General features: G+C 41.3%; 27 protein-coding genes. 2 read left to right on the top strand and 25 right to left on the bottom strand.

Going from position 1 to position 21,225, the window contains the following annotated elements; genetic code table 11:
• Positions 1-5: 5 nt before the first annotated feature.
• From pstA to EKB01_RS01290, 20 genes are all read right to left on the bottom strand, one after another.
• Positions 6-890 carry a phosphate ABC transporter permease PstA gene (gene pstA / locus EKB01_RS01385; protein ID WP_167265372.1) on the bottom strand — a complete coding sequence of 295 codons (885 nt, stop codon included), beginning with the start codon at positions 888-890 and terminating at the stop codon, positions 6-8.
• Positions 880-1,797: a phosphate ABC transporter permease subunit PstC gene (gene pstC, locus EKB01_RS01380; RefSeq protein ID WP_001070951.1), complete on the bottom strand. Its 918-nt coding sequence runs from the start codon at positions 1,795-1,797 to the stop codon at positions 880-882. The genes pstA and pstC overlap by 11 nt, the downstream gene beginning before the upstream one ends.
• On the bottom strand, positions 1,797-2,675 hold the full coding sequence (locus tag EKB01_RS01375; RefSeq protein WP_007520299.1) for a phosphate ABC transporter substrate-binding protein PstS: 879 nt from the start codon (positions 2,673-2,675) through the stop codon (positions 1,797-1,799). Before EKB01_RS01375 ends, pstC begins: the two co-directional genes overlap by 1 nt.
• A 209-nt stretch (positions 2,676-2,884) precedes the next feature.
• Positions 2,885-4,189 (bottom strand): RsmF rRNA methyltransferase first C-terminal domain-containing protein, encoded by a 1,305-nt coding sequence (locus EKB01_RS01370; RefSeq protein ID WP_167265371.1) that lies wholly within the window; start codon positions 4,187-4,189, stop codon positions 2,885-2,887.
• Complete coding sequence (locus EKB01_RS01365) at positions 4,190-4,963, bottom strand: inositol monophosphatase family protein (RefSeq protein ID WP_167265370.1); 774 nt, start codon at positions 4,961-4,963, stop codon at positions 4,190-4,192.
• The gene (locus EKB01_RS01360; RefSeq protein ID WP_001041959.1) at positions 4,953-5,231 is read right to left on the bottom strand and encodes a UPF0223 family protein; all 279 of its coding nucleotides are present in this window, start codon (positions 5,229-5,231) and stop codon (positions 4,953-4,955) included. Before EKB01_RS01360 ends, EKB01_RS01365 begins: the two co-directional genes overlap by 11 nt.
• Positions 5,232-5,633 carry a Spx/MgsR family RNA polymerase-binding regulatory protein gene (locus EKB01_RS01355; RefSeq protein ID WP_002875821.1) on the bottom strand — a complete coding sequence of 134 codons (402 nt, stop codon included), beginning with the start codon at positions 5,631-5,633 and terminating at the stop codon, positions 5,232-5,234.
• 220 nt (positions 5,634-5,853) lie between these two features.
• On the bottom strand, positions 5,854-6,471 hold the full coding sequence (locus EKB01_RS01350; protein ID WP_033585600.1) for a TIGR01906 family membrane protein: 618 nt from the start codon (positions 6,469-6,471) through the stop codon (positions 5,854-5,856).
• A complete protein-coding gene (locus EKB01_RS01345; RefSeq protein ID WP_033585599.1) occupies positions 6,461-7,234 on the bottom strand; it encodes a TIGR01457 family HAD-type hydrolase in 774 nt (257 codons plus the stop codon). The genes EKB01_RS01350 and EKB01_RS01345 overlap by 11 nt, the downstream gene beginning before the upstream one ends.
• 10 nt (positions 7,235-7,244) lie before the next feature.
• Entirely contained in the window at positions 7,245-7,982 is a 738-nt protein-coding gene (locus EKB01_RS01340; protein WP_033585597.1) for an acyl-[acyl-carrier-protein] thioesterase, read from the bottom strand.
• 4 nt (positions 7,983-7,986) lie between these two features.
• Positions 7,987-9,117 (bottom strand): radical SAM family heme chaperone HemW, encoded by a 1,131-nt coding sequence (gene hemW / locus EKB01_RS01335; protein WP_057489343.1) that lies wholly within the window; start codon positions 9,115-9,117, stop codon positions 7,987-7,989.
• Positions 9,118-9,190: 73 nt separating this feature from the next.
• The gene (locus EKB01_RS01330; RefSeq protein ID WP_167265369.1) at positions 9,191-9,589 is read right to left on the bottom strand and encodes a YtxH domain-containing protein; all 399 of its coding nucleotides are present in this window, start codon (positions 9,587-9,589) and stop codon (positions 9,191-9,193) included.
• Positions 9,590-9,604: 15 nt separating this feature from the next.
• Entirely contained in the window at positions 9,605-9,988 is a 384-nt protein-coding gene (locus EKB01_RS01325; RefSeq protein ID WP_033585592.1) for a DUF948 domain-containing protein, read from the bottom strand.
• Positions 9,989-10,777, bottom strand: a complete 789-nt coding sequence (gene lgt, locus EKB01_RS01320; RefSeq protein ID WP_033585590.1) for a prolipoprotein diacylglyceryl transferase — start codon at positions 10,775-10,777, stop codon at positions 9,989-9,991. It abuts the gene before it with no gap.
• Complete coding sequence (gene hprK / locus EKB01_RS01315; RefSeq protein ID WP_033585588.1) at positions 10,770-11,705, bottom strand: HPr(Ser) kinase/phosphatase; 936 nt, start codon at positions 11,703-11,705, stop codon at positions 10,770-10,772. Before hprK ends, lgt begins: the two co-directional genes overlap by 8 nt.
• Positions 11,706-11,836: 131 nt before the next feature.
• Positions 11,837-12,013: a 30S ribosomal protein S21 gene (gene rpsU / locus EKB01_RS01310; protein ID WP_000048054.1), complete on the bottom strand. Its 177-nt coding sequence runs from the start codon at positions 12,011-12,013 to the stop codon at positions 11,837-11,839.
• A gap of 93 nt (positions 12,014-12,106) precedes the next feature.
• Positions 12,107-12,664, bottom strand: coding sequence for a hypothetical protein (locus tag EKB01_RS01305; protein ID WP_000695593.1), 558 nt, complete (start codon positions 12,662-12,664; stop codon positions 12,107-12,109).
• A gap of 117 nt (positions 12,665-12,781) precedes the next feature.
• Positions 12,782-13,402 carry a Type 1 glutamine amidotransferase-like domain-containing protein gene (locus EKB01_RS01300; protein ID WP_167265368.1) on the bottom strand — a complete coding sequence of 207 codons (621 nt, stop codon included), beginning with the start codon at positions 13,400-13,402 and terminating at the stop codon, positions 12,782-12,784.
• Between the two features lie 13 nt (positions 13,403-13,415).
• Positions 13,416-14,033 carry a class I SAM-dependent methyltransferase gene (locus EKB01_RS01295; RefSeq protein WP_167265366.1) on the bottom strand — a complete coding sequence of 206 codons (618 nt, stop codon included), beginning with the start codon at positions 14,031-14,033 and terminating at the stop codon, positions 13,416-13,418.
• 103 nt (positions 14,034-14,136) lie between these two features.
• A complete protein-coding gene (locus tag EKB01_RS01290; protein WP_167265364.1) occupies positions 14,137-14,844 on the bottom strand; it encodes a glucosamine-6-phosphate deaminase in 708 nt (235 codons plus the stop codon).
• 149 nt (positions 14,845-14,993) lie between these two features.
• Between EKB01_RS01290 and queA the strand changes: the two genes are divergently transcribed.
• Positions 14,994-16,022, top strand: a complete 1,029-nt coding sequence (gene queA / locus EKB01_RS01285) for a tRNA preQ1(34) S-adenosylmethionine ribosyltransferase-isomerase QueA (protein ID WP_167265362.1) — start codon at positions 14,994-14,996, stop codon at positions 16,020-16,022.
• Positions 16,023-16,061: 39 nt separating this feature from the next.
• On the opposite strand, the gene EKB01_RS01280 is transcribed toward queA, so the two are convergent.
• From EKB01_RS01280 to EKB01_RS01260, 5 genes are read right to left on the bottom strand one after another with little or no spacing between them, the layout of a single operon-like run.
• The gene (locus EKB01_RS01280; RefSeq protein WP_033606110.1) at positions 16,062-16,922 is read right to left on the bottom strand and encodes a YihY/virulence factor BrkB family protein; all 861 of its coding nucleotides are present in this window, start codon (positions 16,920-16,922) and stop codon (positions 16,062-16,064) included.
• A 29-nt stretch (positions 16,923-16,951) separates the two neighbouring features.
• The gene (locus EKB01_RS01275) at positions 16,952-19,006 is read right to left on the bottom strand and encodes a sodium:proton antiporter (RefSeq protein ID WP_033606111.1); all 2,055 of its coding nucleotides are present in this window, start codon (positions 19,004-19,006) and stop codon (positions 16,952-16,954) included.
• Between the two features lie 11 nt (positions 19,007-19,017).
• Positions 19,018-19,272: a hypothetical protein gene (locus EKB01_RS01270; protein ID WP_000361094.1), complete on the bottom strand. Its 255-nt coding sequence runs from the start codon at positions 19,270-19,272 to the stop codon at positions 19,018-19,020.
• Complete coding sequence (locus EKB01_RS01265; protein ID WP_000828419.1) at positions 19,265-19,822, bottom strand: class I SAM-dependent methyltransferase; 558 nt, start codon at positions 19,820-19,822, stop codon at positions 19,265-19,267. Before EKB01_RS01265 ends, EKB01_RS01270 begins: the two co-directional genes overlap by 8 nt.
• The gene (locus tag EKB01_RS01260) at positions 19,806-20,762 is read right to left on the bottom strand and encodes a TIGR01212 family radical SAM protein (RefSeq protein ID WP_033606112.1); all 957 of its coding nucleotides are present in this window, start codon (positions 20,760-20,762) and stop codon (positions 19,806-19,808) included. The genes EKB01_RS01265 and EKB01_RS01260 overlap by 17 nt, the downstream gene beginning before the upstream one ends.
• A 91-nt stretch (positions 20,763-20,853) precedes the next feature.
• On the opposite strand from EKB01_RS01260, the gene EKB01_RS01255 reads away from it, so the two are divergent.
• Positions 20,854-21,213 (top strand): DUF3397 domain-containing protein, encoded by a 360-nt coding sequence (locus EKB01_RS01255; protein WP_033585581.1) that lies wholly within the window; start codon positions 20,854-20,856, stop codon positions 21,211-21,213.
• The last annotated feature ends 12 nt before the right edge of the window (positions 21,214-21,225 follow it).

Below are 21,225 nucleotides of genomic sequence, written 5' to 3'. Positions count from 1 at the left end.
CTCCTTTAGGCAGCGGTTAATTTCTTGTGTAGATAGCTTCCGAGTTTGCGTGCTCCAAAGTTAAAAATCAAGATAAAGATGAGGAGCACAGCGGCAGAACCAGCAGATACAATGGTAGCATCAGGAATGGTTCCTTCACTGTTGACCTTCCAAATGTGGACAGCCAAGGTTTCTGCTTGACGGAAGATTGAGATGGGGCTGGTAACACTGAGGATATTCCAGTTAGACCAGTCAAGGGCTGGAGCGGATTGTCCTGCCGTATAGATAAGAGCGGCGGCCTCACCAAAGATACGGCCAGAGGCCAAGACAACACCCGTTACGATGCTTGGAAGGGCTTCTGGAATGACGACATGGACCACAGTCTCCCAACGAGAAATTCCAAGAGCTAAGCCAGCCTCACGTTGTGTATGGTGAACGTGTTTTAAACTGTCCTCAACATTTCGAGTCATCTGAGGGAGGTTAAAGACCGTCAAGGCCAAGGCACCTGAAATGATTGAAAATCCATACTCAAACTGGACTACAAAAATCAAGTAACCAAAGAGACCCACAACGACTGATGGTAGAGAAGACAAAATCTCAATACAGGTACGAATAAAATTGGTCACAGGCCCTTTTTTGGCATACTCAGCAAGGAAAACGCCGGCTCCCATGGATAAAGGAACAGAAATAACCAAGGTAATGACCAGAAGGAAGAAGGAATTATAGAGCTGAATCCCAATACCCCCGCCTGCTTGATAAGAGGAAGATTTCCCAGTCAAGAAGGACCAAGAGATATGAGGTAACCCTCGAACCAGGATATAGAGAATCAAGGACGCCAAGATGGCAACAATGATACCCGCGATGGTATAGAGGACAGCTGTTGCAAGTTTATCTAATTTCTTAGCGTGCATAGTTTTTCTTTCCTCTTTCTTTCGTAATCAACTTAATCACACTGTTAAAGGCCAAACTCATCAAGAGCAAGACTAAGGCCAGTGACCAGAGAACGTTATTATCAACCGTTCCCATGACAGTATTTCCGATACCCATAGTCAAAACAGAAGTCAAAGTCGCAGCAGGTGTTGTTAGCGAGGTTGGGATAACTGCTGAGTTTCCGACAACCATCTGAATAGCAAGGGCTTCACCGAAGGCACGCGCCATCCCAAAGACCACTGCTGTGAAAATACCTGAACGTGCTGCTTTCAAGGTCACACGCCAGATGGTTTGCCAACGAGTGGCTCCCATAGCCAAACTAGCTTCACGGTAATGACGAGGAACAGCACGCAAGCTGTCTGTTGTCATAAAGGTTACAGTTGGTAGGATCATGACAAAGAGAACGAAAATCCCTGACAGGATCCCAAAACCAGTTCCACCAAAGACGCTACGGACAAAAGGCACCACAACTTGCAAACCGATAAATCCATAGACAACTGAAGGAATACCGACGAGGAGTTCAATGGCCGGTTGCAAGATTTTTGCACCCTTTGGTGATACTTCAGTCATAAAGACTGCAGCTCCGATAGCAAAGGGTGTTGCGATAAGAGCTGATAAAATCGTCACAATAAAGGAACCCAAAATCATCGGAAGGGCACCAAATTGTTTCCCCGAAGGATTCCAAGTTTGTCCAAAGAGGAAATCAAAGATGTTCACTCCATTGACAAAGAAGGTTGACAAGCCTTTTTGGGCTACAAAAATCAAAATCATCGCCACAATGATAACAATCAAAGAAAGGCAAGTGAAGGTCAAACCTTTACCAAACTTCTCAAGGCGAGAGTTCTTTGAAGGAGAGAGTAATTTTTTAGATAATTCTTCTTGATTCATTATTGACCTCCTTCTACTGCTGTAACGGTACCTGAAGCATCCTTTTGGACTTTCATTTCATTGATGGAAATATAGCCCATCCCTTTAACAATTCCATTTTGGGCTTCATCTGAGAGGACGAAATTCAGGAATTCAGCAGCTAACTCATTTGGCTGACCAAGTGTGTACATATGTTCATAAGACCACAAAGGCCAGTTGTTGGTCGTTACATTCTCAGATGTAGGTTCATACCCATTCAGTTTCATGCTTTTCACGGAATCATCTACATAGGCAAAGGCTAGATAAGAAATGGCTCCAGGAGTTTGGGATACAATGGACTTGACCATCCCGTTAGAATCCTGCTCTTGACTCTGCATAGCCGATTGGCCATTCATAACCACCGTATCAAACGTCGCTCGTGAACCAGAACTTGCTGCTCGGTTGATGATTGAAATGGCCAGGTCTTTGCCCCCAACTTCTTTCCAGTTGGTCACTTCACCTGTAAAGATCTTGCGAAGTTGCTCGGTTGTGAGATTTTCAACATCCACTTCCTTGTTTACAATCACTGCAAGACCAGCCACTGCAACCTTGTGGTCTACTAGAGCTGAAGCATCGATTCCTTCTTTTTCCTCTGCAAAGACGTCAGAGTTCCCGATGTCAACTGCTCCAGACTGAACTTGGGAAAGTCCTGTACCCGATCCTCCACCTTGAACATTAACTGTTTTTCCGATGTTTCTAGAACCGAATTCATCTGCTGCTGCTTCGACAAGAGGTTGAAGAGCTGTGGAACCAACAGCTGTCATAGATTCTCCACGATCAATCCAGCTAGCGCATCCTGCTAGAGAACCTGCCATCAAAAGTGCTGCAAGAGACATGACGAGCTTTTTTCTTTTTTTCACTGTTATTCTCCTTGAACATAATGATAAATGTTCTGATTTCTTCCGTTTGTCCTGATCATCCAATTATCATCAATGATTGTCCCGCTTTATTTTATCTAGACATTCTTAGGAGCGGACAATTCCATCGTATAATATAAGCAATAATGAAAGACTATCAGAAAAAACCATACTTCCACTATAACATAGAATAGGTTCTTTGACTAGCTTTTTCACTTGAATCTGAGGCCTTTTGGATAATAATTTTTTAAAACATTTCCAGTAACTTTTGCAAAGCCTAGACCGTTTCCATGAACAAGAACTTGATACCAGCCATTTGGTAGACTTTTAGCAAGCTGAACTGTCTCCCCAGCCACATATTTTACAAAATTCTCATCCTTGATTTCGACTGTTTGCAAAACCTGACTTGGTTTTAAGGCTAATCCCAGAGCAAAGCTTGGTTCGAAGCGTTTCTTCTTAAAAGTTCCCAGACGAAGTCCATTTCGGGCAATTTTGAGTTTCCCTAGATCAGGTAACATCTCTGGCAAGAGATAAAGTTGGTCTCCAAAAGTTTGTAGTACGCCAGTTAGCAATATTTTTAGATGTTTTTGGGCAAATTCTTGCCATAAGTTCTGCTGTTCGCGACTGAGATTGCTCTTGCTAGCTTTGAATTTAGCTGCTGGATTTTCTCCCTTAAACTGCAGGTGGGCTACAAACTGGCCTTCTCCCTTGAAATGATGAGGGTACATTCGAGCCGTTTCAGGAAGATCAATTCCTGCTACCATACCGTTCACATGCTCGACTGGAAGCAATTCAAAATCATAAGTATCAAGCAACCAGTGGACGATTTCTTCATTTTCCTCAGGTGACCAAGTACAGGTCGAGTAGACCAGACGGCCACCTTCTGCAAGCATGGTCACTGCATCTTCCAGAATTTCCCTTTGGAGATTGGCACATTGGCAAGGATAATCGGTACTCCAATAATCCATGGCATCGGGTTGCTTACGAAACATCCCTTCACCCGAGCAAGGTGCATCAAGGACAATCACATCAAAGTAACCTTTAAAAACCTTGGCTAGGCGGTCCGCAGATTCATTGGTCACGACAACATTTGTCGCTCCAAACCGCTCCATATTTTCCACTAAAATCTTAGCCCGCTTGCTTGAAATTTCATTGGAAACAAGGACTCCCTGATTAGCCAGGTAAGCAGCCAATTGAGTAGACTTCCCACCTGGCGCTGCCGCCAAGTCCAAGACCTTCATACCAGGAAGGGGCTGAGCTACCTGGGCCACCATTTGGGCTGCAGGCTCCTGCGAATAAACAAAACCTGTCACATGCTCTGGAGATTTCCCAGAAACTTTTCCATAGTGCCCCCAAGGTGTATGGGGAATGGCATCGGCAAACGATAGCTGACTTTCTTTTAAGGGATTGACTCGAAAAGCCGAAACTGCTTCTTGTTCAAAAGAGGCAAGAAAATCTCTTGCCTCATCTTCTAGTATCACTTCATATTTTTCGACAAATCCTTCTGGAAATTGCATTTAGTTTTCTTTCCTTTCGTAGATATAAGATTGAATCTCTTCTTGCATCTCGATTGGCACCATCATGACAGGCTGACGCGTTTGAAAATCAACAGGCTCACCAGAAACTGTAAGAAGACGATAACCCAGACTTTGCCCTAAGATACTGGCAGCAGCGTAATCCCATGGCTGCAAATAGGTAATATAAGTCAGAAGACGACCTGATAAAACCTTGGCAAAACTAATGGCCGCACTACCATAGACACGGACTCCCAACGCTGCTCGGCCCAAGTCCGCCAAGCCCCATTCATTGGTTTCAAACATGCCTGAATTACCAGCAACCAGGAATTCTCTGAGGGGCTTCTTTTTAAAAGGCGGTAAGGGCTCATTATTGCGACAAGGAGGAAAGGCACCACCACCATGGTAACAATCACCTTTCATAACATCATAGATAATGCCAAATTTTCCCACACCATTCTCAAAATAAGCCAACATCACGGCAAAATCTTCCTGCTGAGCGACAAAGTTATTGGTACCGTCAATGGGATCAATCACCCAAACAGAACCTTGATTGACCGCAGCACGCAAACAGCCCTCTTCCGCGCAAATCAAGTCCTCAGGATAGGAGGACTTGATCCGATCAACCAAGAGTTCCTGGACCTCCTTGTCCAAACGTGTCACTAAGTCAGTAGGTGAAGACTTGCACTCAACCTGCAAATCTTCTTTCATGTGAGCCAAAATATAGTCAGCAGCTTCCTGCACAATCTGTTTGGCAAATTCAAATTTAGTTTCCAAGAGAAATCTTCCCTTCTCTTTTTTCTTTTGCTAATTGAACCGCATGATAGAAGGAATAACCGCTAGCCGTCTCAAATTCTCGACCTAGGCGCTTTTCTTCACTTTTGCTCGGAACGACAGACTTAAATTCCTTGTAGGAATCTAGCAGTTTTTTTGCTTCTACCTTATCTTCATAAGCAGCTTCAACATCATTAAAAAAAGAAAGCACTGAAGCAAGTTCTTCAGTGCTCCACGACAAATCTAGTGGGTAACTATACTGTTTGTTCATCTATCCAATACCAGCTCTCAATGTTGCTTCTTTTAGTTCTTGTTTACGGTAACTACGAGGGAGAAAAGCACGAATCTCATCTTCATTAAAACCGATCTGCATGCGTTTGGTATCTGTAATAATTGGGCGACGCAAAAGACTAGGATATTGCTCAATCAACTGAAGCAACTCCGATACCGAGATACTCTCTACATCAATATCCAATTTTTGAAAGATTTTTGAACGAGTTGAAATGATGTCATCAGTACCATTTTCGGTCAAGGAAAGAATATGTTGTAATTCTTTTCTTGTTAAAGGACTAGTCATAATATTATGCTCTTGAAAGGGCACTTTATGCGTCTCTAACCAAGCCTTTGCCTTACGACATGATGTACAACTCGGTGATAAAAATAGTGTAATCATGCTTTTCTCTTCTTTTATCTATACTTGCTATTTCTATTATACAAAAAAATAAAGCGCTTGACTAGGTATTTTTAGAAAAAAAGCCTATTTTTTCATAGAAAATAGACTGTTTTCTGTAAAAATTACCCGTTTTACAAGCTTATCTTTAGGATAACCTAACAATAAATAGGGAGCAGGGCAACTTCTCTCGTTTTTTATTAAAAATACAGAACTTTTTCCACTATTTCCTTGAAGCTTTAACAAAAAGGAAACCAAACATTCCTTCATACAAAGCAAAGAAAAGTAAAAAGGCATGGAGAAAGAAAGTCTCTGGCAAAATCCAAATAACGGGATCCTTTGCTGGATCAAAAAGCCAGGTATCATCTCCCACAAAGAGAATCTGATGGAAAAGAGTAAAGAATTGCTCAAAACCAATCAACACTCCTACAAGCCCAATGACTAGAGGCAGTAGCACTAGAGCCAAGATACTTTTACGATATAGGGGTAGAAATCCTTTTTTCACAATCTTTCTAACAAAGAAATAGAAACTTGGTAATGTCACTAGGGCAACTAGCTGAACCAAGTGGAAGAGATTCTTCACCACCGCAAAATGGTGTAAACCTGCAGCTGATGAACGAAAATCTGGCATCTCTAAGACCTGACTAAAGGGATTGGTCAGGTAATTCATCAAGATATGAAAGTTGTACTGAATGGTTTCGGGCTTTAGATAGACTCGACCCGCTAAGTTTAGCCATTGAATCTCCATGGGATAGAAAAACCATGCCAGATAAATGGTTAAGAGAATAGACAGTGAGAGGAGAAAGAGCATACTTCCCCAAAAAGTCAGTTTAATTTTCATCAAAATTCCACTCCGCAAGGCTAGAAACCACATGAGTTGGTACGATTGGCAAGTCAGCCACTTCTTCTGCCTTGGTAAAACCTGTCGTCACCAAGAGCGTTGGAATACCATTGTCAATCCCTGCTCGGATGTCTGTCAGGTAGTTGTCCCCCACCATGAGCAATTCTTCTCGTTTCAAACCCAAGTGCTCAACTGCCTTATCCATAATGATAGCATTTGGTTTTCCAATATAAACTGGTTTCACTCGTGTTGCCACTTCAAGCAGAGTTACAAGTGAACCAGCACCAGGCAAAAGACCACGTTCCGTCGGGATATTGAGGTCTGGATTGGTTCCGATAAAGTGAGCCCCCTTTTGGATGGCTAGAGTCGCCGTGGCAAATTTTTCATAGTCGACTTGCCAGTCCAGTCCAACTACCACATAGGCAGGATTTTGCTTATCTTCGACATAACCAGCCGCCTGAATGGCATCCTTGAGCCCAGCTTCGCCGATGACATAGACTGTCTTTTCTAGTCCCAAGTCATTCATATAGTCGATGGTTGCCAAAGTCGCTGTGTAAACCGTCGATAGAGGCGTGTTGATATTAAAATTCTGAGCCAACATCTCTTGAACGCTCTCAGGAGTGCGGGTTGTATTGTTGGTTACAAAGAGATAAGGAATTTCTCGCTTTTGCAACTCATGAACAAAAGCCTCTCCTGCCGGGATTCGGTCTTTCCCCTTGTAAATGGTTCCGTCTAAATCAATTAAATAACCTTTATAAGTCATATCGTCCTTTCTAATTGCCTTCAATTTCTTGCCAAGTAATCATAGCTTGGGCATTGATCTCCCCATCACTGATAATCTCATGCTTGCTTTCTAATCCCTTGAGTTCATACGCTGAAGCAATCATGCCACCCGGTCGCACTTCTTTGACATATTTGAGATTGATTTTCTTTGGAATATAGTTGGTTAGAAAATCGGCTCCCATGACCTCAAAAATCCAATCCAGATATTTGCTATTATTGACATGACCATTCATATCCAAGTCGTAAAAACGAACATGGTAGTCTTTACTGATCGGTTTTTCTAGATTTGCATACTTTGGCCCACGGATGAGTTTTTTATCAAACTCAGACTGATAAGGCGCAACAATCTCCGGTTCGACAGCATGGACTTTACGACTATCGCGGTCCATGAGAACAAAGGTTGCTACCATGCGAATGATTTCTTGACCTGCTTCATCATAGATAGTGAAACGGCGGTAACAAAAAAGACGATTGTAAGTCAATGCTTCTGTTTCAATCGTAATCTCCTCAGCAAAGCGAGGCAAGCGAACCACGTCAATCGCATAGTCTGTAATAATCCAGACCAGATTGTAACGTTCTAACATATCCTTGTCGCTAACTCCCAGCTCAATCGACTGCATACCTGATACTTGCAAGGACAGCAAAATCACATCTGGAAGTTTGATATGACCGTTCATGTCCGCCATATCAAAAGGAATTTTCATTTTCATTTGATAAGTTAAGCCCATTGTTCTACTCCAAAATAAATCGTTCTGCTACAGTGTCTCCTAAAAAGAGACCTCTCTTTGTCATTCGGACACGGTCATCGTCAATCTGCATGAGACCTTGTTGAACCAAGTCTCTGACAATTTCTCCATATAATCCATCAAAGGACCGTCCGAATTTTTCCTCAAATCGCGCCATGGAAACCCCAGATTTTTTCCGGAGGCCTAGGAACATTTCTTCTTCCATCTGTTCCCTTTGACTCAGGTGTTCTTCTGTTATCCGAGCATTTCCTGCCTCTACCGCATTGAGATAGTGGCGGATAGGACCGTGGTTTTTATAACGCACTCCGTTCACATAACCTGAAGCACCCGCACCGATACCATAATACTCGGCATTATCCCAGTACATGAGATTGTGGCGACTTTCAAATCCGGGTTTAGAGAAATTGGAAATCTCATAATGCTCAAAACCAGCTCGCTCCAGTTCTGCGATGATGTACTCAAACATCTCCGCTTCTAGTTCCTCCTTGGGCAGGGGCAATTTCCCTCGTCTCATGCGGTTCATAAAGACCGTATGGTTTTCCAAAATCAAGCTATAAAGACTCATATGAGGAATATCAAGCGAAATGGCCTTAGCCACATTGTCCTTGACCTGAACCATAGTTTGACCTGGAAGAGCGTAGATTAGGTCGATAGAAATATTGTCAAAACCAGCCAGTTTGAGGTGGTCGATATTTTCATAAATATCCTTCTCCAAGTGACTGCGCCCAATTTTTTTCAGCATTTTGTCATCAAAAGTCTGCACACCCAAGGAAACACGATTGACTGGTGACTGCTTCAAAACCGCAATCTTATCCACATCCAAGTCTCCTGGGTTTGCTTCAATGGTCAACTCTTCCAAGACAGACAAGTCTAGATTTTTAGTCAAGCCATCCAAGAGCACTTCTAATTGCGGAGCTGACAAAGCCGTTGGCGTCCCACCTCCAATGTAGAGAGTTCGCAACTTTTGGATATCATAAGAGCGAAACTCCTCTAGCAGATGCTCCAGGTAACTATCTACTGGTTGATTCTTGATAAATACTTTTGAAAAGTCACAATAATAACAAATCTGTGTGCAAAAGGGAATATGCACGTAGGCGGACGTTGGTTTTTTCTGCATAGTACTTATTATACCATAAAGACAGGCTTGCAGATAAAAATCACCATCTCCAAAAACCAGAGATGGTGATGCATTATACTTCAGTAATATCGATGATGATTTCTTCTTGGTCTTCTGCAACGTCTGGAGTTGCTGACTGTTCTTGCCACTGCTCCTTGAGATTGTTAAAGGTTTCTTTTGACGCTTCCGTCGCTTGTCGAGCACAGGTTTTGGCTTGATCAAGGAAACTGTCAAAAGTGATTTCACCAGATTCTACTTGTTCCTTTGTTTTCAGCACAAAGTCAGTTGCCTGTTCCTTCACTTCAGTTAGTTTCTCACAAACCTGCTCTCTAGCATATTCTGGATCTTCTCTCAAATCATCTAGAAAATCCTGAGCTTGACTACAAACTTGCTTGCCCTTGTCACTCGTCAAAAACAAAGCAAGAGCTGCACCTGAAACTGTTCCTAAAAAGATAGAGGATAGTTTTCCCATAAGATTTCTCCTTTTCTATTTTTTGAAAAATTTACTTGCGAAACGAAGAGCGGACAAACTTGCACCTGTTTTAATGGTCTTTGAACCAGCAGATGAAGCCTTTTTACCTAAAACACGTGCATGTTGGTTGAGATCAGATACTGACTCAGATAAGTCAGCCACAGCCGTAAAGAGTGGATCAATCGTCGCAACTTTGATATTGATATCGTCTGCTAACACATTGACCTTAACCAGTAATTCATTGGTCTGATGCAAGGTAACGTTCACATCTGAGCTCAACGTTTTGATGGTTTTCTCTGTTTCATCAATCATACGACCGGCTTTTTGAATCGTGATTGTCAAATAGACTAAACAGACAATCAAAGCAATCGCAACAAGTATATATGCAACTTCTAACATTTATTTTTCCTCCTCTGTATGATAGAAAGGGGCTTTCTTTCGATTTTGATAAAGTATGATAAAAATACCGAGTCCGATAAGGATAACTGATAACCATTGGGAAACTCGCAGGCCAAAGAACATGAGACTATCCGTCCGCATTCCTTCGATAATCATACGACCAAAGCCATACCAAATCAAGTAGAAAGCAGTGATCTGACCACGTCTGATTCCCTTTAATTTTCGTCTAAAAATCAGAATCAAAGCAAAACCGATCAGATTCCAAACCGACTCATATAGGAAGGTCGGCTGACGGTAGCTACCCTCAATGTACATCTGGTCACGGATAAAGCCTGGCAAATAATCCAAACTATCTACTGCTGCACCGTAGGCTTCTTGGTTAAAGAAGTTCCCCCAGCGTCCTAAACTTTGGGCAACCATGACGCTTGGTGCTGCAATATCTAAGAAATCCCAAGTATTAATCAGCTTTCTATCTGCAAAGATATAAAGGACAATAGCCCCTGCTATCAAACCTCCATAAATGGCCAAGCCTCCATTCCAGATGGCAATGATTTCACCTGGATTTTGCAGATAATAATCTAAGCGAAAGAGTACGTAGTATAGTCTAGCACCTAAAATAGCTATCGGAAAAGCAATCAGGATAAAATCCAAGATATCATCTGATAGAATTTTCTTTTTAGGAGCTTCCTTCATGGCAAGGTAGACTGCCAAAACCAAACCAGCCACAATACACAAAGCATACCAACGAATAGAAAAAGGACCGATTTCAAATGCGACTGGATTAATCATTTTTCACCTCATTTTTGGAGATGAGATTAGTCAAGCGTTCTTCAAATAAACGCGTCGCATCAAATCCCATTTCCTTAGCGCGATAGTTCATGGCTGCCGCCTCAATAACAACAGAGATATTGCGTCCTGTTTTTACTGGAATGCGGATACGCGGAATCGTTACACCAGAAATCTCGATTTCTTCAGCATTGTTTCCTAGACGATCAAAGGTCTTATGGGTATCATAATTTTCCAAGTAAACAGCCAACTGAACTTGTGAAGAATCTTTTACAGCACTTGCTCCGTAGAGACTCATCACGTCAATAATACCCACTCCACGAATCTCAAGCAAATGCTTCAAAATTTCAGCGGGCTCTCCCCAAAGGGTCATTTCATCCTTGGCAAAGATATCTACACGATCGTCTGCTACCAAACGGTGCCCACGTTTCACAAGCTCAAGACCTGTCTCGCTCTTACCGATACCACTATCCCCTTGGATCAAGACACCCATACCATAGATGTCCATCAAGACACCATGCACACTCGTACGTTCAGCCAAACGGGAATCAAGGTAGCTAGATAACTCTCCAGATAAACGACTGGTTGATGTTCGACTGGTTAAAATCGCAATCTTACATTCCCTAGCAGCTTTCAACATTTCTTCTGGCACTACCAAGCCACGAGCAACGATGACAGCGGGTGTTTCAGGTAGAAACATTTTCTTCAAAACTTGATAACGGTTATGAGAAGACATGGAGACTAAATAAGACCATTCCTTCATTCCCAACAGTTGAAGCCGCTCCGGAGTATAGTAATCAAAATAACCCGTCATTTCCAGACCTGGTCGAGAAATATCTGCAGTATTGATTTCTTTTTCAAGTAAATCGCCTTCACCATAAACAATGTCTAATCTGAGCTTTTCAATGACTTCTTTTACTAAAACCGACATAATTTCCTCCTTCAATCGAGTTCTCCCTACTATTATATCAAATTGTGGTAGGAAGTTTCCTTTTTTTGCAGGATTTACAGTATTTATTTGGAAAGAAAAAAGGCTAGACAAGTCTAGCCTTTCATTTCAAATTAGAATTTTTTACGTTTACGAGCTGCTTCTGATTTACGTTTACGTTTTACAGAAGGTTTTTCATAGAATTCACGTTTGCGTGTTTCTTGAAGAGTACCAGCTTTAGTAACCGCACGTTTGAAACGACGAAGTGCATCGTCAAGAGATTCATTCTTACGTACTACTGTTTTAGACATTTTTTTCACTCCCTTCAAGTTCAAGATCTATTCCATTTTACACACAAAGTGAATAATTGTCAAGAGAAAAGCAACCATAAACTTCTATTATTTTTACTTTCTTCTTTTGAAGATGAAATAAATCACTAAGATGCAGAGAATCAAGCCCAAAACAGCTGGTTTTACAATCGATATACCACTTCCTCCACTAAATAAAAGACTATGGGCAACCTTCAGAAACGCTCCGATCACTACTGTTGCTAATAATCCATACCAACGTCTACTCCATGTTAAGGATATAATCGCCGTAAAAAATGCTAGAATCGTCGCCAGAATGATAACTTTTTCAATACTCCATCCGCTCGTAAAATAAGTCTTCTCAAAATTCAAAAACTCAATTACTTTTACATCAACTATTTCCGGCTTTGGGAACCAAAACATGCTAGTAAATAGGCAAAATATAGAAAAGAAAATCAGGCTATAGGATTTTTTATAAGCTCCCATTACAATTGGAATAATAAAGAGAGGGCGAATATACCAACTCAGAGTATTCTGGTGTCTAGTAAACGCCCACTCAAAGAAGCTCGTATCTGATAAAAAAACGACAATGGTAGCAATCGTTAGAAACAAGAAAACAATCCCACCTATTTTATCTAACGTTTTTATTTTCATAACTTTTCCCTTCTTGAATTCATAAAATTAATCTATCCATGGCAGATTCCCACTAAGTGAATTATCAACCGCTAATCGTTTTAGTGGTAAAATATCAATGTTCTTCCAACCACACTTTTATTCTATTGTCAAGATATCTATTTGCTCATCGTTAACGATAATTGCTTGGTGGTTATGAAGCGGTAGCAATTCAAGCTGCTTTTTATACATTTCAAAGGTATTTTTGCTACTATCAGTAAAAGGTTCCTCACCATAATGTGGAAGGATGTAAAAATCCACTTCATCCAATCCCGTTGTATCAGATAACTCTGTCGCTACCGTCTTGTCGTCCATGAGTTTATTGTAGTCAATATCCTTGGCTGTAATGATAGCCCCTGCTGATTCTCCCACATAGATCAGCCCATCTCTTATTTGTTCTTTGATAAGAGATAGGAGTTGTTTTTTCTTTAATTCTTGCAACAAATAAAAGGTATTTCCACCTGAGATATAAAGAATCTTGCTTTGGAAAATCTTTGCCTGCGCGGTTTCTCGATCACAAGAAGCAATATCCAGAACCTCTATCTCAAAGCCTAAATCTCTGAATGTTTGCTGAGCCTCATCGATATAGGCAGTATAATCCTCTTTATTCCCAGCGGTAGGAATAAATAAAACCTTATTTTCTAGATTCTTTTCCTTTGCATAATCTCTAAAAAGCTTTTTGACACCAGCAAAGTATGAACATAAAAATAATTGTTTCATGATTGTACCTCCATTAATGTTTAACAATTTTATAAAGGATCCACGATCCCTTTCTTTGACTAGTTACGAGCTCAAACCCTACTGATAACAAGAATCTTCTAAATGCTTCTTCGCTTTGGATCTCTGGTAAAAAGTAAGACAACTTGTTATATTCACAAGCCAGTAAGAGCATCCCGTCTGATTTGAGTATTCTTCTAAGTTCCATAAAAGAAGCCTCTAGGTCCCGCCAATGAAAATGAGTTTGAAAGGCTGTGATTAAATCAACACTTTCATCAGAAAAGCCTGTCTCCCTAACGTCTCTTCGTTCAAAATTTAGATTAGTCATCTCTACCTGTTTGGCTTGAGCTATTGCAGTATCTGAAATATCGATTCCAGTTATGGTACTTTGCGGAAAAGTTTCTTTCAGCAGGATGGTTGAACGACCATTCCCAACTCCTACATCTAAGATTACAGGGTAAAATGTCCTATCCAGATGACGAATTGCCCATACAAACATAGGGAGATAGGTTCGATTCCACAATTTCATCATTCGTTTTCCTAGAAAGCCCGAAGGATTCTTTGATTGCTGAATTAAGCGACTAAACAGAAACATTAAAAGTAAAAAACAAATAAAACCGATTATATAAATCAAAGTTCGAGCCTCCCCGTATAGCTATATTATACCACTTTAGCAGGATAGTGAACATTTGAAGTAAAAAGCCACTCACTCCAAAGAGCAAGTGGTTCTTGTCATTTTACTTTTCAAGCAAGCTGAGCGCTTCAGCATCCGCAATAATGGTCACGTCAGGGTGGTTTTGTAGACTACTTGCTGGGAGCTTCTCACTCACTGGGCCAGACACTGTTCCAGCAATGGCTTCTGCTTTCGACTCACCGTAAGCAAAGAGAATAATTGACTTAGCATCCAAGATGTTTTTAATTCCCATTGAAATAGCTTGAGTTGGGACGTCTTCAATCTTGTCAAAGAAGCGAGCATTGGCTTCGATAGTAGACTGGTCAAGTTCTACTAGATGCGTTTGGCTATCAAATGGAGTACCAGGCTCATTAAATCCGATATGTCCATTGCGACCAATTCCCAAGATTTGCAAATCAACAGGATGGTCAGCCAAAATTTGATTGTAGCGTTCAACTTCTTCTTCAGCATTGTCCTTAACCCCACGAGGCAAGAAACTTTCTTTAAATGGTTTTTGGTTGAACAAGTTTTCCTGCATGAAGTAACGATAAGACTGTGGATTGTCCCCATCAAGCCCTACATACTCATCAAGGTTCACACTGGTTAGATTTGAAAAATCAAGGTCACTCTCAACGATTTCCTTGTAAAACTCAAGCGGGCTGCTTCCTGTTGCAAGTCCTAATGTTTGAGCACCATTGGCCAATTTTTCCTTCAAAATCTCAAAAGCAACTTTTCCACCTTCAACTTGATTTTCAACTTTAATAACTTTCATCTTTTCATCCTCCGTTTTAAACTATATTCATTATATGGTATAGACCAATTTTTGTCAAGTGAAAACGATTTAATTTCTAAAAAAAGAGCGCCCAAACTTGAAACGTGTTATAATGGATAAGATTAGAACTTAGAAAGAATGATGAAAAAATGAATACAGCTGATTTTGATTTCCACTTACCAGAGGAATTGATTGCCCAAACACCCCTTGAAAAACGAGATGCCTCCAAGCTCCTCATCGTAAACCGGGAAACGGGAGAAATGCAGGATAAACACTTCCACTCCATTATTGATATGCTGGAACCTGGAGATGCACTCGCTATGAATGACACCCGCGTTCTTCCTGCCCGCCTCTATGGCCAAAAAGAAGAGACAGGAGGCCATGTGGAACTTCTCCTACTCAAAAATACTAGTGGTGATGAGTGGGAAGTTCTGGCTAAACCTGCCAAACGCCTCAAAGTTGGCACTCGTGTCAACTTTGGCGATGGTCGCCTCAGCGCTGTCGTTACGGAAGAATTGACCCACGGAGGCCGCATTGTCCGCTTCGAATACCAAGGAATTTTTCTAGAAGTCTTGGAAAGTCTAGGTGAAATGCCACTACCACCCTACATCCATGAAAAACTGGATGACCGTGAACGTTATCAAACCGTCTACGCTAAAGAAAGTGGCTCTGCTGCAGCACCGACTGCTGGCCTCCACTTCACCAGAGAACTGCTAGCAGAAATCCAAGCCAAGGGTGTCCATTTGGTTTATTTGACTCTCCACGTTGGTTTAGGAACTTTTAGACCTGTTTCTGTGGACAATCTGGACGAACACGAAATGCACTCCGAATTCTACCAACTTTCTGAGGAAGCAGCAGCCACTCTTCGCTCTGTTAAGGAAAATGGTGGACGCGTCATCGCTGTCGGAACCACCTCTATCCGCACGTTAGAGACTATTGGTTCCAAGTTTGACGGGCAAATCCAGGCTGATTCTGGCTGGACCAATATCTTTATCAAACCTGGTTACGAATGGAAGGTTGTGGACGCCTTTTCAACCAACTTCCATCTGCCAAAATCAACTCTCGTCATGTTGGTTTCTGCCTTTGCAGGCCGTGAATTAGTCCTAGATGCATACCAGCACGCTATTCAAGAACGCTACCGTTTCTTCAGTTTCGGTGATGCCATGTTTATCTATTAAGAAAATCCCTATTAGGAAACCTAATAGGGATTTTTCTAATCATTCCATACTAAACTTTGGATCTTTCAAACTCTGAACACTGGCATTGATAACTGCTCCGATAATCAAAATCTTAGCAATAAGAATAAACCAGAACATCATGACTACCACGATAATGGAACTGAAAAAACGGACATCAACTAGGTGATTAACATAGTTATTAAAATAAACAGAAAAGATATTCAATAAACCGATAAGAGTTAGCAAAACAAAGATACTTCCTGGTAAAACATAGCGGATTCGTGGTGTTTTTACTTTTGGAAGGAAATAGTAAATCATGACTAGAATGGCAAAGATCAAGGCATAGACCAGAGGGCCTGTAAAATCTTGCAGGTAGGAAAATAGCGGGCTGTCTGATTGCCAGTAAGTTTTGAGGAGGTTGAGCAACATGCGACCAAACATACTCAAAAACAAGGCTAGGGCAAAAAGAATCTGCAAGCCAAGGCTAACAAGCAAACTCATCAACTGATGGGAGATAATCCCTCGACTCTTGGTCACTCCATAGGCTTTATTAAAGGCTTTTTGAAGGAAATCCATTGATTTTGAAAAGGTCCAGAGTGCAGATAAAACGGCAAAACTCAACAAACCAGTTGATGGTTGAGTCAGAACTTCTCGGACAATCTTGGCGACCACATCATACACCGTATCAGGCAAAAATTCCTTGATCGTAAGTAAGAAATTTGAGACCGGAATCTGAAAATAAGGCAAAATATTGACCATTATCATTAGCAAAGGAAAGATTGAAATCAACCAATAGTAGGCAACCGCAACACTGGTCAACTCACTATCAGATGCTTGATAATAATGCAAAAAAGCTTTCAATAAGGGCCTGTCCATCAGCTCTTTCCACCACTTTTTCATCTTCCATCCTCCGTCATTTTCTTCATCATCTAAGTTCTTCTGATTAAATCTAGCATATCATAAGGTAAAGTATTTGCAGCCTCTTTCAGAGAATAATTCTCTAAATTATTCACATTTTGGCGTAGTTTTTTGGCATACTTGGCTGTTATCAGTTTAGCTTCTTCGTATTCAAAGATTGCCTTACGTTCGAGATAGTAGCCTCGTAGCATTTCATCGATATTGTTTGGCTTGATGCGATTGATAACCCGCTCAACAAAGGCACCACTTCCGATAATGGCCGTCTCGCGTAGACGAGACTCTTGCATAAAACTAATCAGAGAACTCTTGTAAACCCCTTTGAGGTTTTCCAAACTCTCGATAATCAGCTCTGTATTTTCCAAATACAACTCTGAAATCTGATCATAGTCAACTGCTAGTAGTTTACGAGATTCTTCATTCATCCAACTACGGAAAGTTTTGCCAAAGGTAAACATTTCATGGAGTAGAAAGCGCAGTATCCGTAAAGAAACAAGGAAATAATAAGTCACTCTAGAAGCGAAATTCCGATTGATACTCTGCTCCATGTTTTTTAGGTAACGTTGGTAAACTCGATAGCCACGCTCGCTGATTCTATTTTCTTCGTAGGCTTGCTCCAAACCGTCACTCTCAATACTCAAGATAAGAAGCTTGAGGGACTCCCAGTCCTCTTGGACTCTTTTATTTTCCTGACTAAGGATGAGGTTTTCAATCCGACCATGATAATTATCAATAGCTGCATAAAGAGGAAGTTTGTTCTTGTGATGGTCCAGCTCTTTTTCTAATTCTGCAGCCACATCATTCAGAATCGCAATATGCATCAAATGGTCCTTGCTTTCCTCTTGTTCCTCAGATAAGTGAGGGAGGACTAGTAAACCCGTTAAAAAGCTCAACAGTGTAACGCCTGCTACAAGGAAGAGTAATAAAGGATATTCCTGCTCCAAATGACTTGGTATGAGGAGAATGGTCGCGATAGATACTGTCCCTTTGACACCAGAGAAGGTCAAAAGAAGCATATCTTTCATGTACTTATGAATTTTTTTCTTAAGTCGACGCGTCCTCACAAAGTAAAAACCAGCAATCATGACAAAGCGGATCGCAAAAAGCAAGAAGGTCAGAACGACAACCGAAATCAGTAAAAGAAGGGGATTGTAGAGAGAATTAGACAAGATTGGCTCTGCTATCAACTCTAATTCCATTCCCAGGATAACAAAGACTGATCCATTTAGCATAAAGGTCACGGTGTGCCAGACGGTCTCCGTCACGGTGTCAACCTGAGCCTCAAGGAGCGTAATTTTTTTGAATCGACTAGCCTTCAAAATACCTGCAACCACTACTGCGATAATCCCTGAAACATGAAACTCTTCTGCGATGAAAAAGGTCATGAGTGGCAAACTTAGCTCTAGCAATAGTTCACTGGCTATATCTATCGCTCGCACACTCAGTAAAAAGGTATGCAAGAAACGATTGACCATAGCCGTCACAAAACCGACTACAAAACCACCAAGGATGGAAAGTGCTAGGGAAGTCCCAGCTTGGCTGAAAGAAAAAGTTCCTGTTGTCCAAGCAGCCAGGGCCATCTGAAATGCAACCAACCCAGAAGCGTCATTTAAGAGCCCTTCCCCTTTTAGAATATTAGAAACCCGTTTAGGAAAACGAAAACGTTCAGAAAGAGATGCAAAGGCAACCAAATCTGTTGGCCCAAGTGCCGCTCCAACTGCTAAACAGGCAGCTAAAGGAAGAGTCATCCAAAGGAAGTGAGCCATGCCCCCCAAGCTTAAGGTCGAGATAAAAATCACAGGAAAGATCAGAAAGACGACAATCCGCCAATGCTTCAAAATGGACGTAATATCCGCTTCTTCTGCCTCCCGGAAAAGTAAGGGACCAATAACCATGGCCAGAAACAGCTCTGTATTGAGATGAAAGTCCGCATCGGGAACGAATAAACCAATCCCAACCCCCAAAAGGATTTGCACAAGAGGAAGGGGCAAAAAAGGGAGAAGTTTATTGGTCGTAGTTGAAATGATTAAGACAAATAAAAATAGAATCAAGTAAATGAGTAATTCCACACAATTCCTCCTTAATCTTTTTTACAACAAGATTCAAAAATCTCCTTTTGCTCTTGGATTTTCTGATCAATCTTAGAACAGTCTTTGTGCTCAATTTTTTTCTGGCATCGTTCCATTTCAAGAGCCACTAATTTTTTCTTGATTTTAAGCATTTTCTTGCTCATATGTGCTTCGTCGAGCACCCCGACTGCTCGCTCGTGATGCGTTGACTCGACAAAATTTTGGCGCATTGCCTCAAGCTTCTCACGAAGGTATTGTTTATCCATGTCTATACCTTTCTAATTTTTCAATCATAACTAAAAACGGTGGATTATTAACTTGGTTGAGAGTCCGATAAATGGCAGCTGTATACTCTTGTTGGTTCAACTGGCTAACAAAATCCAATACAGCATCCCTCTCGGTGTCTCCTCCTTCATGACCATAGTAAATCATAATTGCAATCCGTCCCCCTTTGACAAGCAAGTGACACAGCTTTTCTAAGGCTTCGATAGTAGTCTGAGGTTGGGTGATGACGGATTTGTCAGCAGAAGGTAAATAACCAAGATTAAAAATCCCTGCCTTAGCTTCTGTCACAAACTGGTCTAGTGTCTCATGACCTTTCAAGATTAACTGGGCATTTTTCATTCCAGCCTGATCCAAACGCTCTTGCGTCTTCTCCAAAGCCTGCTCCTGAATATCAAAGGCATAGACTTGCTTGGCTAACTTGGCTAGAAAAAGGGTATCATGGCCATTGCCCATGGTCGCATCCACTACGATATCCTCTTTTGTCACAACTTCCGCCAAAAAATCATGTGCCATCTCAAGTGGTCTTTTCATTTTTAAACTCCTGTTTTACAGCCTTGCATCCTTGCACACTTCCGCGGCGTCGCATCTCATTCTCTATGCTATTCAAAACTTCCCATTTATTGAGGCTCCACATGGGACCAATCAGCATATCTCTAGGTGCATCTCCTGTAATTCGATGGATGACGATATGCTTGGGAATGATTTCTAGTTGGTCACAAATGACCTTGACATACTCATCCTGACTCATCAGTTGCAAGCGTCCTTCGTGGTAATCTCGCTGCATCCGTGTATTGGTCATGAGGTGAAGCAAGTGCAGTTTAATTCCTTGAATATCATTATCCGTAACACAGCGACGGACATTTTCGACCATCATCTCATGAGTCTCACCGGGCAAACCGTTAATCAAATGGGAAACAATCTCAATCTTAGGATATTTCCTCAAGCGTTTGACCGTTTCCACATACAATTCATAAGAATGGGCACGGTTAATCAGGTCAGAGGTTGCTTCAAAAGTAGTCTGCAAGCCCAATTCAACCGTCACGTGCATACGCTCCGACAACTCAGCCAAATATTCGATGGTTTCATCGGGTAAACAGTCTGGCCGTGTTCCGATATTGATCCCTACTACACCTGGCTCGTTGATAGCCTGCTCATATCGCTCCCGAATCACTTCCACCTTTTCATGGGTGTTGGTAAAGTTTTGAAAATAAACCAGATACTTTTTAACTTCTGGCCACTTGCGGTGCATAAAGTCAATTTCCTTATAAAATTGCTCGCGGATAGGAGCATCCGGTGCCACGATAGCATCTCCCGAACCTGAAACTGTACAAAAAGTACAACCACCATGAGCTACAGTTCCATCCCGATTGGGACAGTCAAATCCCGCATCAATAGGAACTTTGAAAGTCTTTTCTCCAAAAAGTTTTCGATAATAATCATTCAAGGTATTATAAGATTTCATAACTTCCATTATAACAAAAAACACCTACAATCTCAAAAGCCTGACTTTCCTACAAATTCCCTTGTTTCTCATTTCCTTTAGCGTTTTTTTATGATACAATATGGGTATGATTTTAATGAAAATAGCATCTATTTTATTATTGATATTAACCTTGGTGGTTTGCTTTATTGTCACCAAGCTTTTCGGACTTAGGAAAATAGGATTTAATTTCGCGGATCTAGCTTTTCCACTTTTGGTATTTGAGTACTATCTGATTACTGCTAAAGCCTTTACCCACAACTTTCTACCGCGACTTGGTGTCGCACTTTCTCTCCTAGCAATCCTCCTTGTAATCTTTTTCCTTGTCAAAAAACGAAGTTTTTATTACCCTAAATTCATCAAATTCTTCTGGAGAGCCGGTTTTCTCCTTACCTTAATCATCTATATAGCAATGATTGTCGAATTGATGATGGTAAAATAATTACCAACCCAG

Origin of the sequence: Streptococcus sp. CCUG 71758 (genome assembly GCF_011714815.1) — a bacterium.
Lineage (GTDB): Bacteria > Bacillota > Bacilli > Lactobacillales > Streptococcaceae > Streptococcus > Streptococcus halitosis.
The sequence above is the reverse complement of the archived record's forward strand: the minus strand, read 5'-3'. Positions and strand labels throughout refer to the sequence as shown.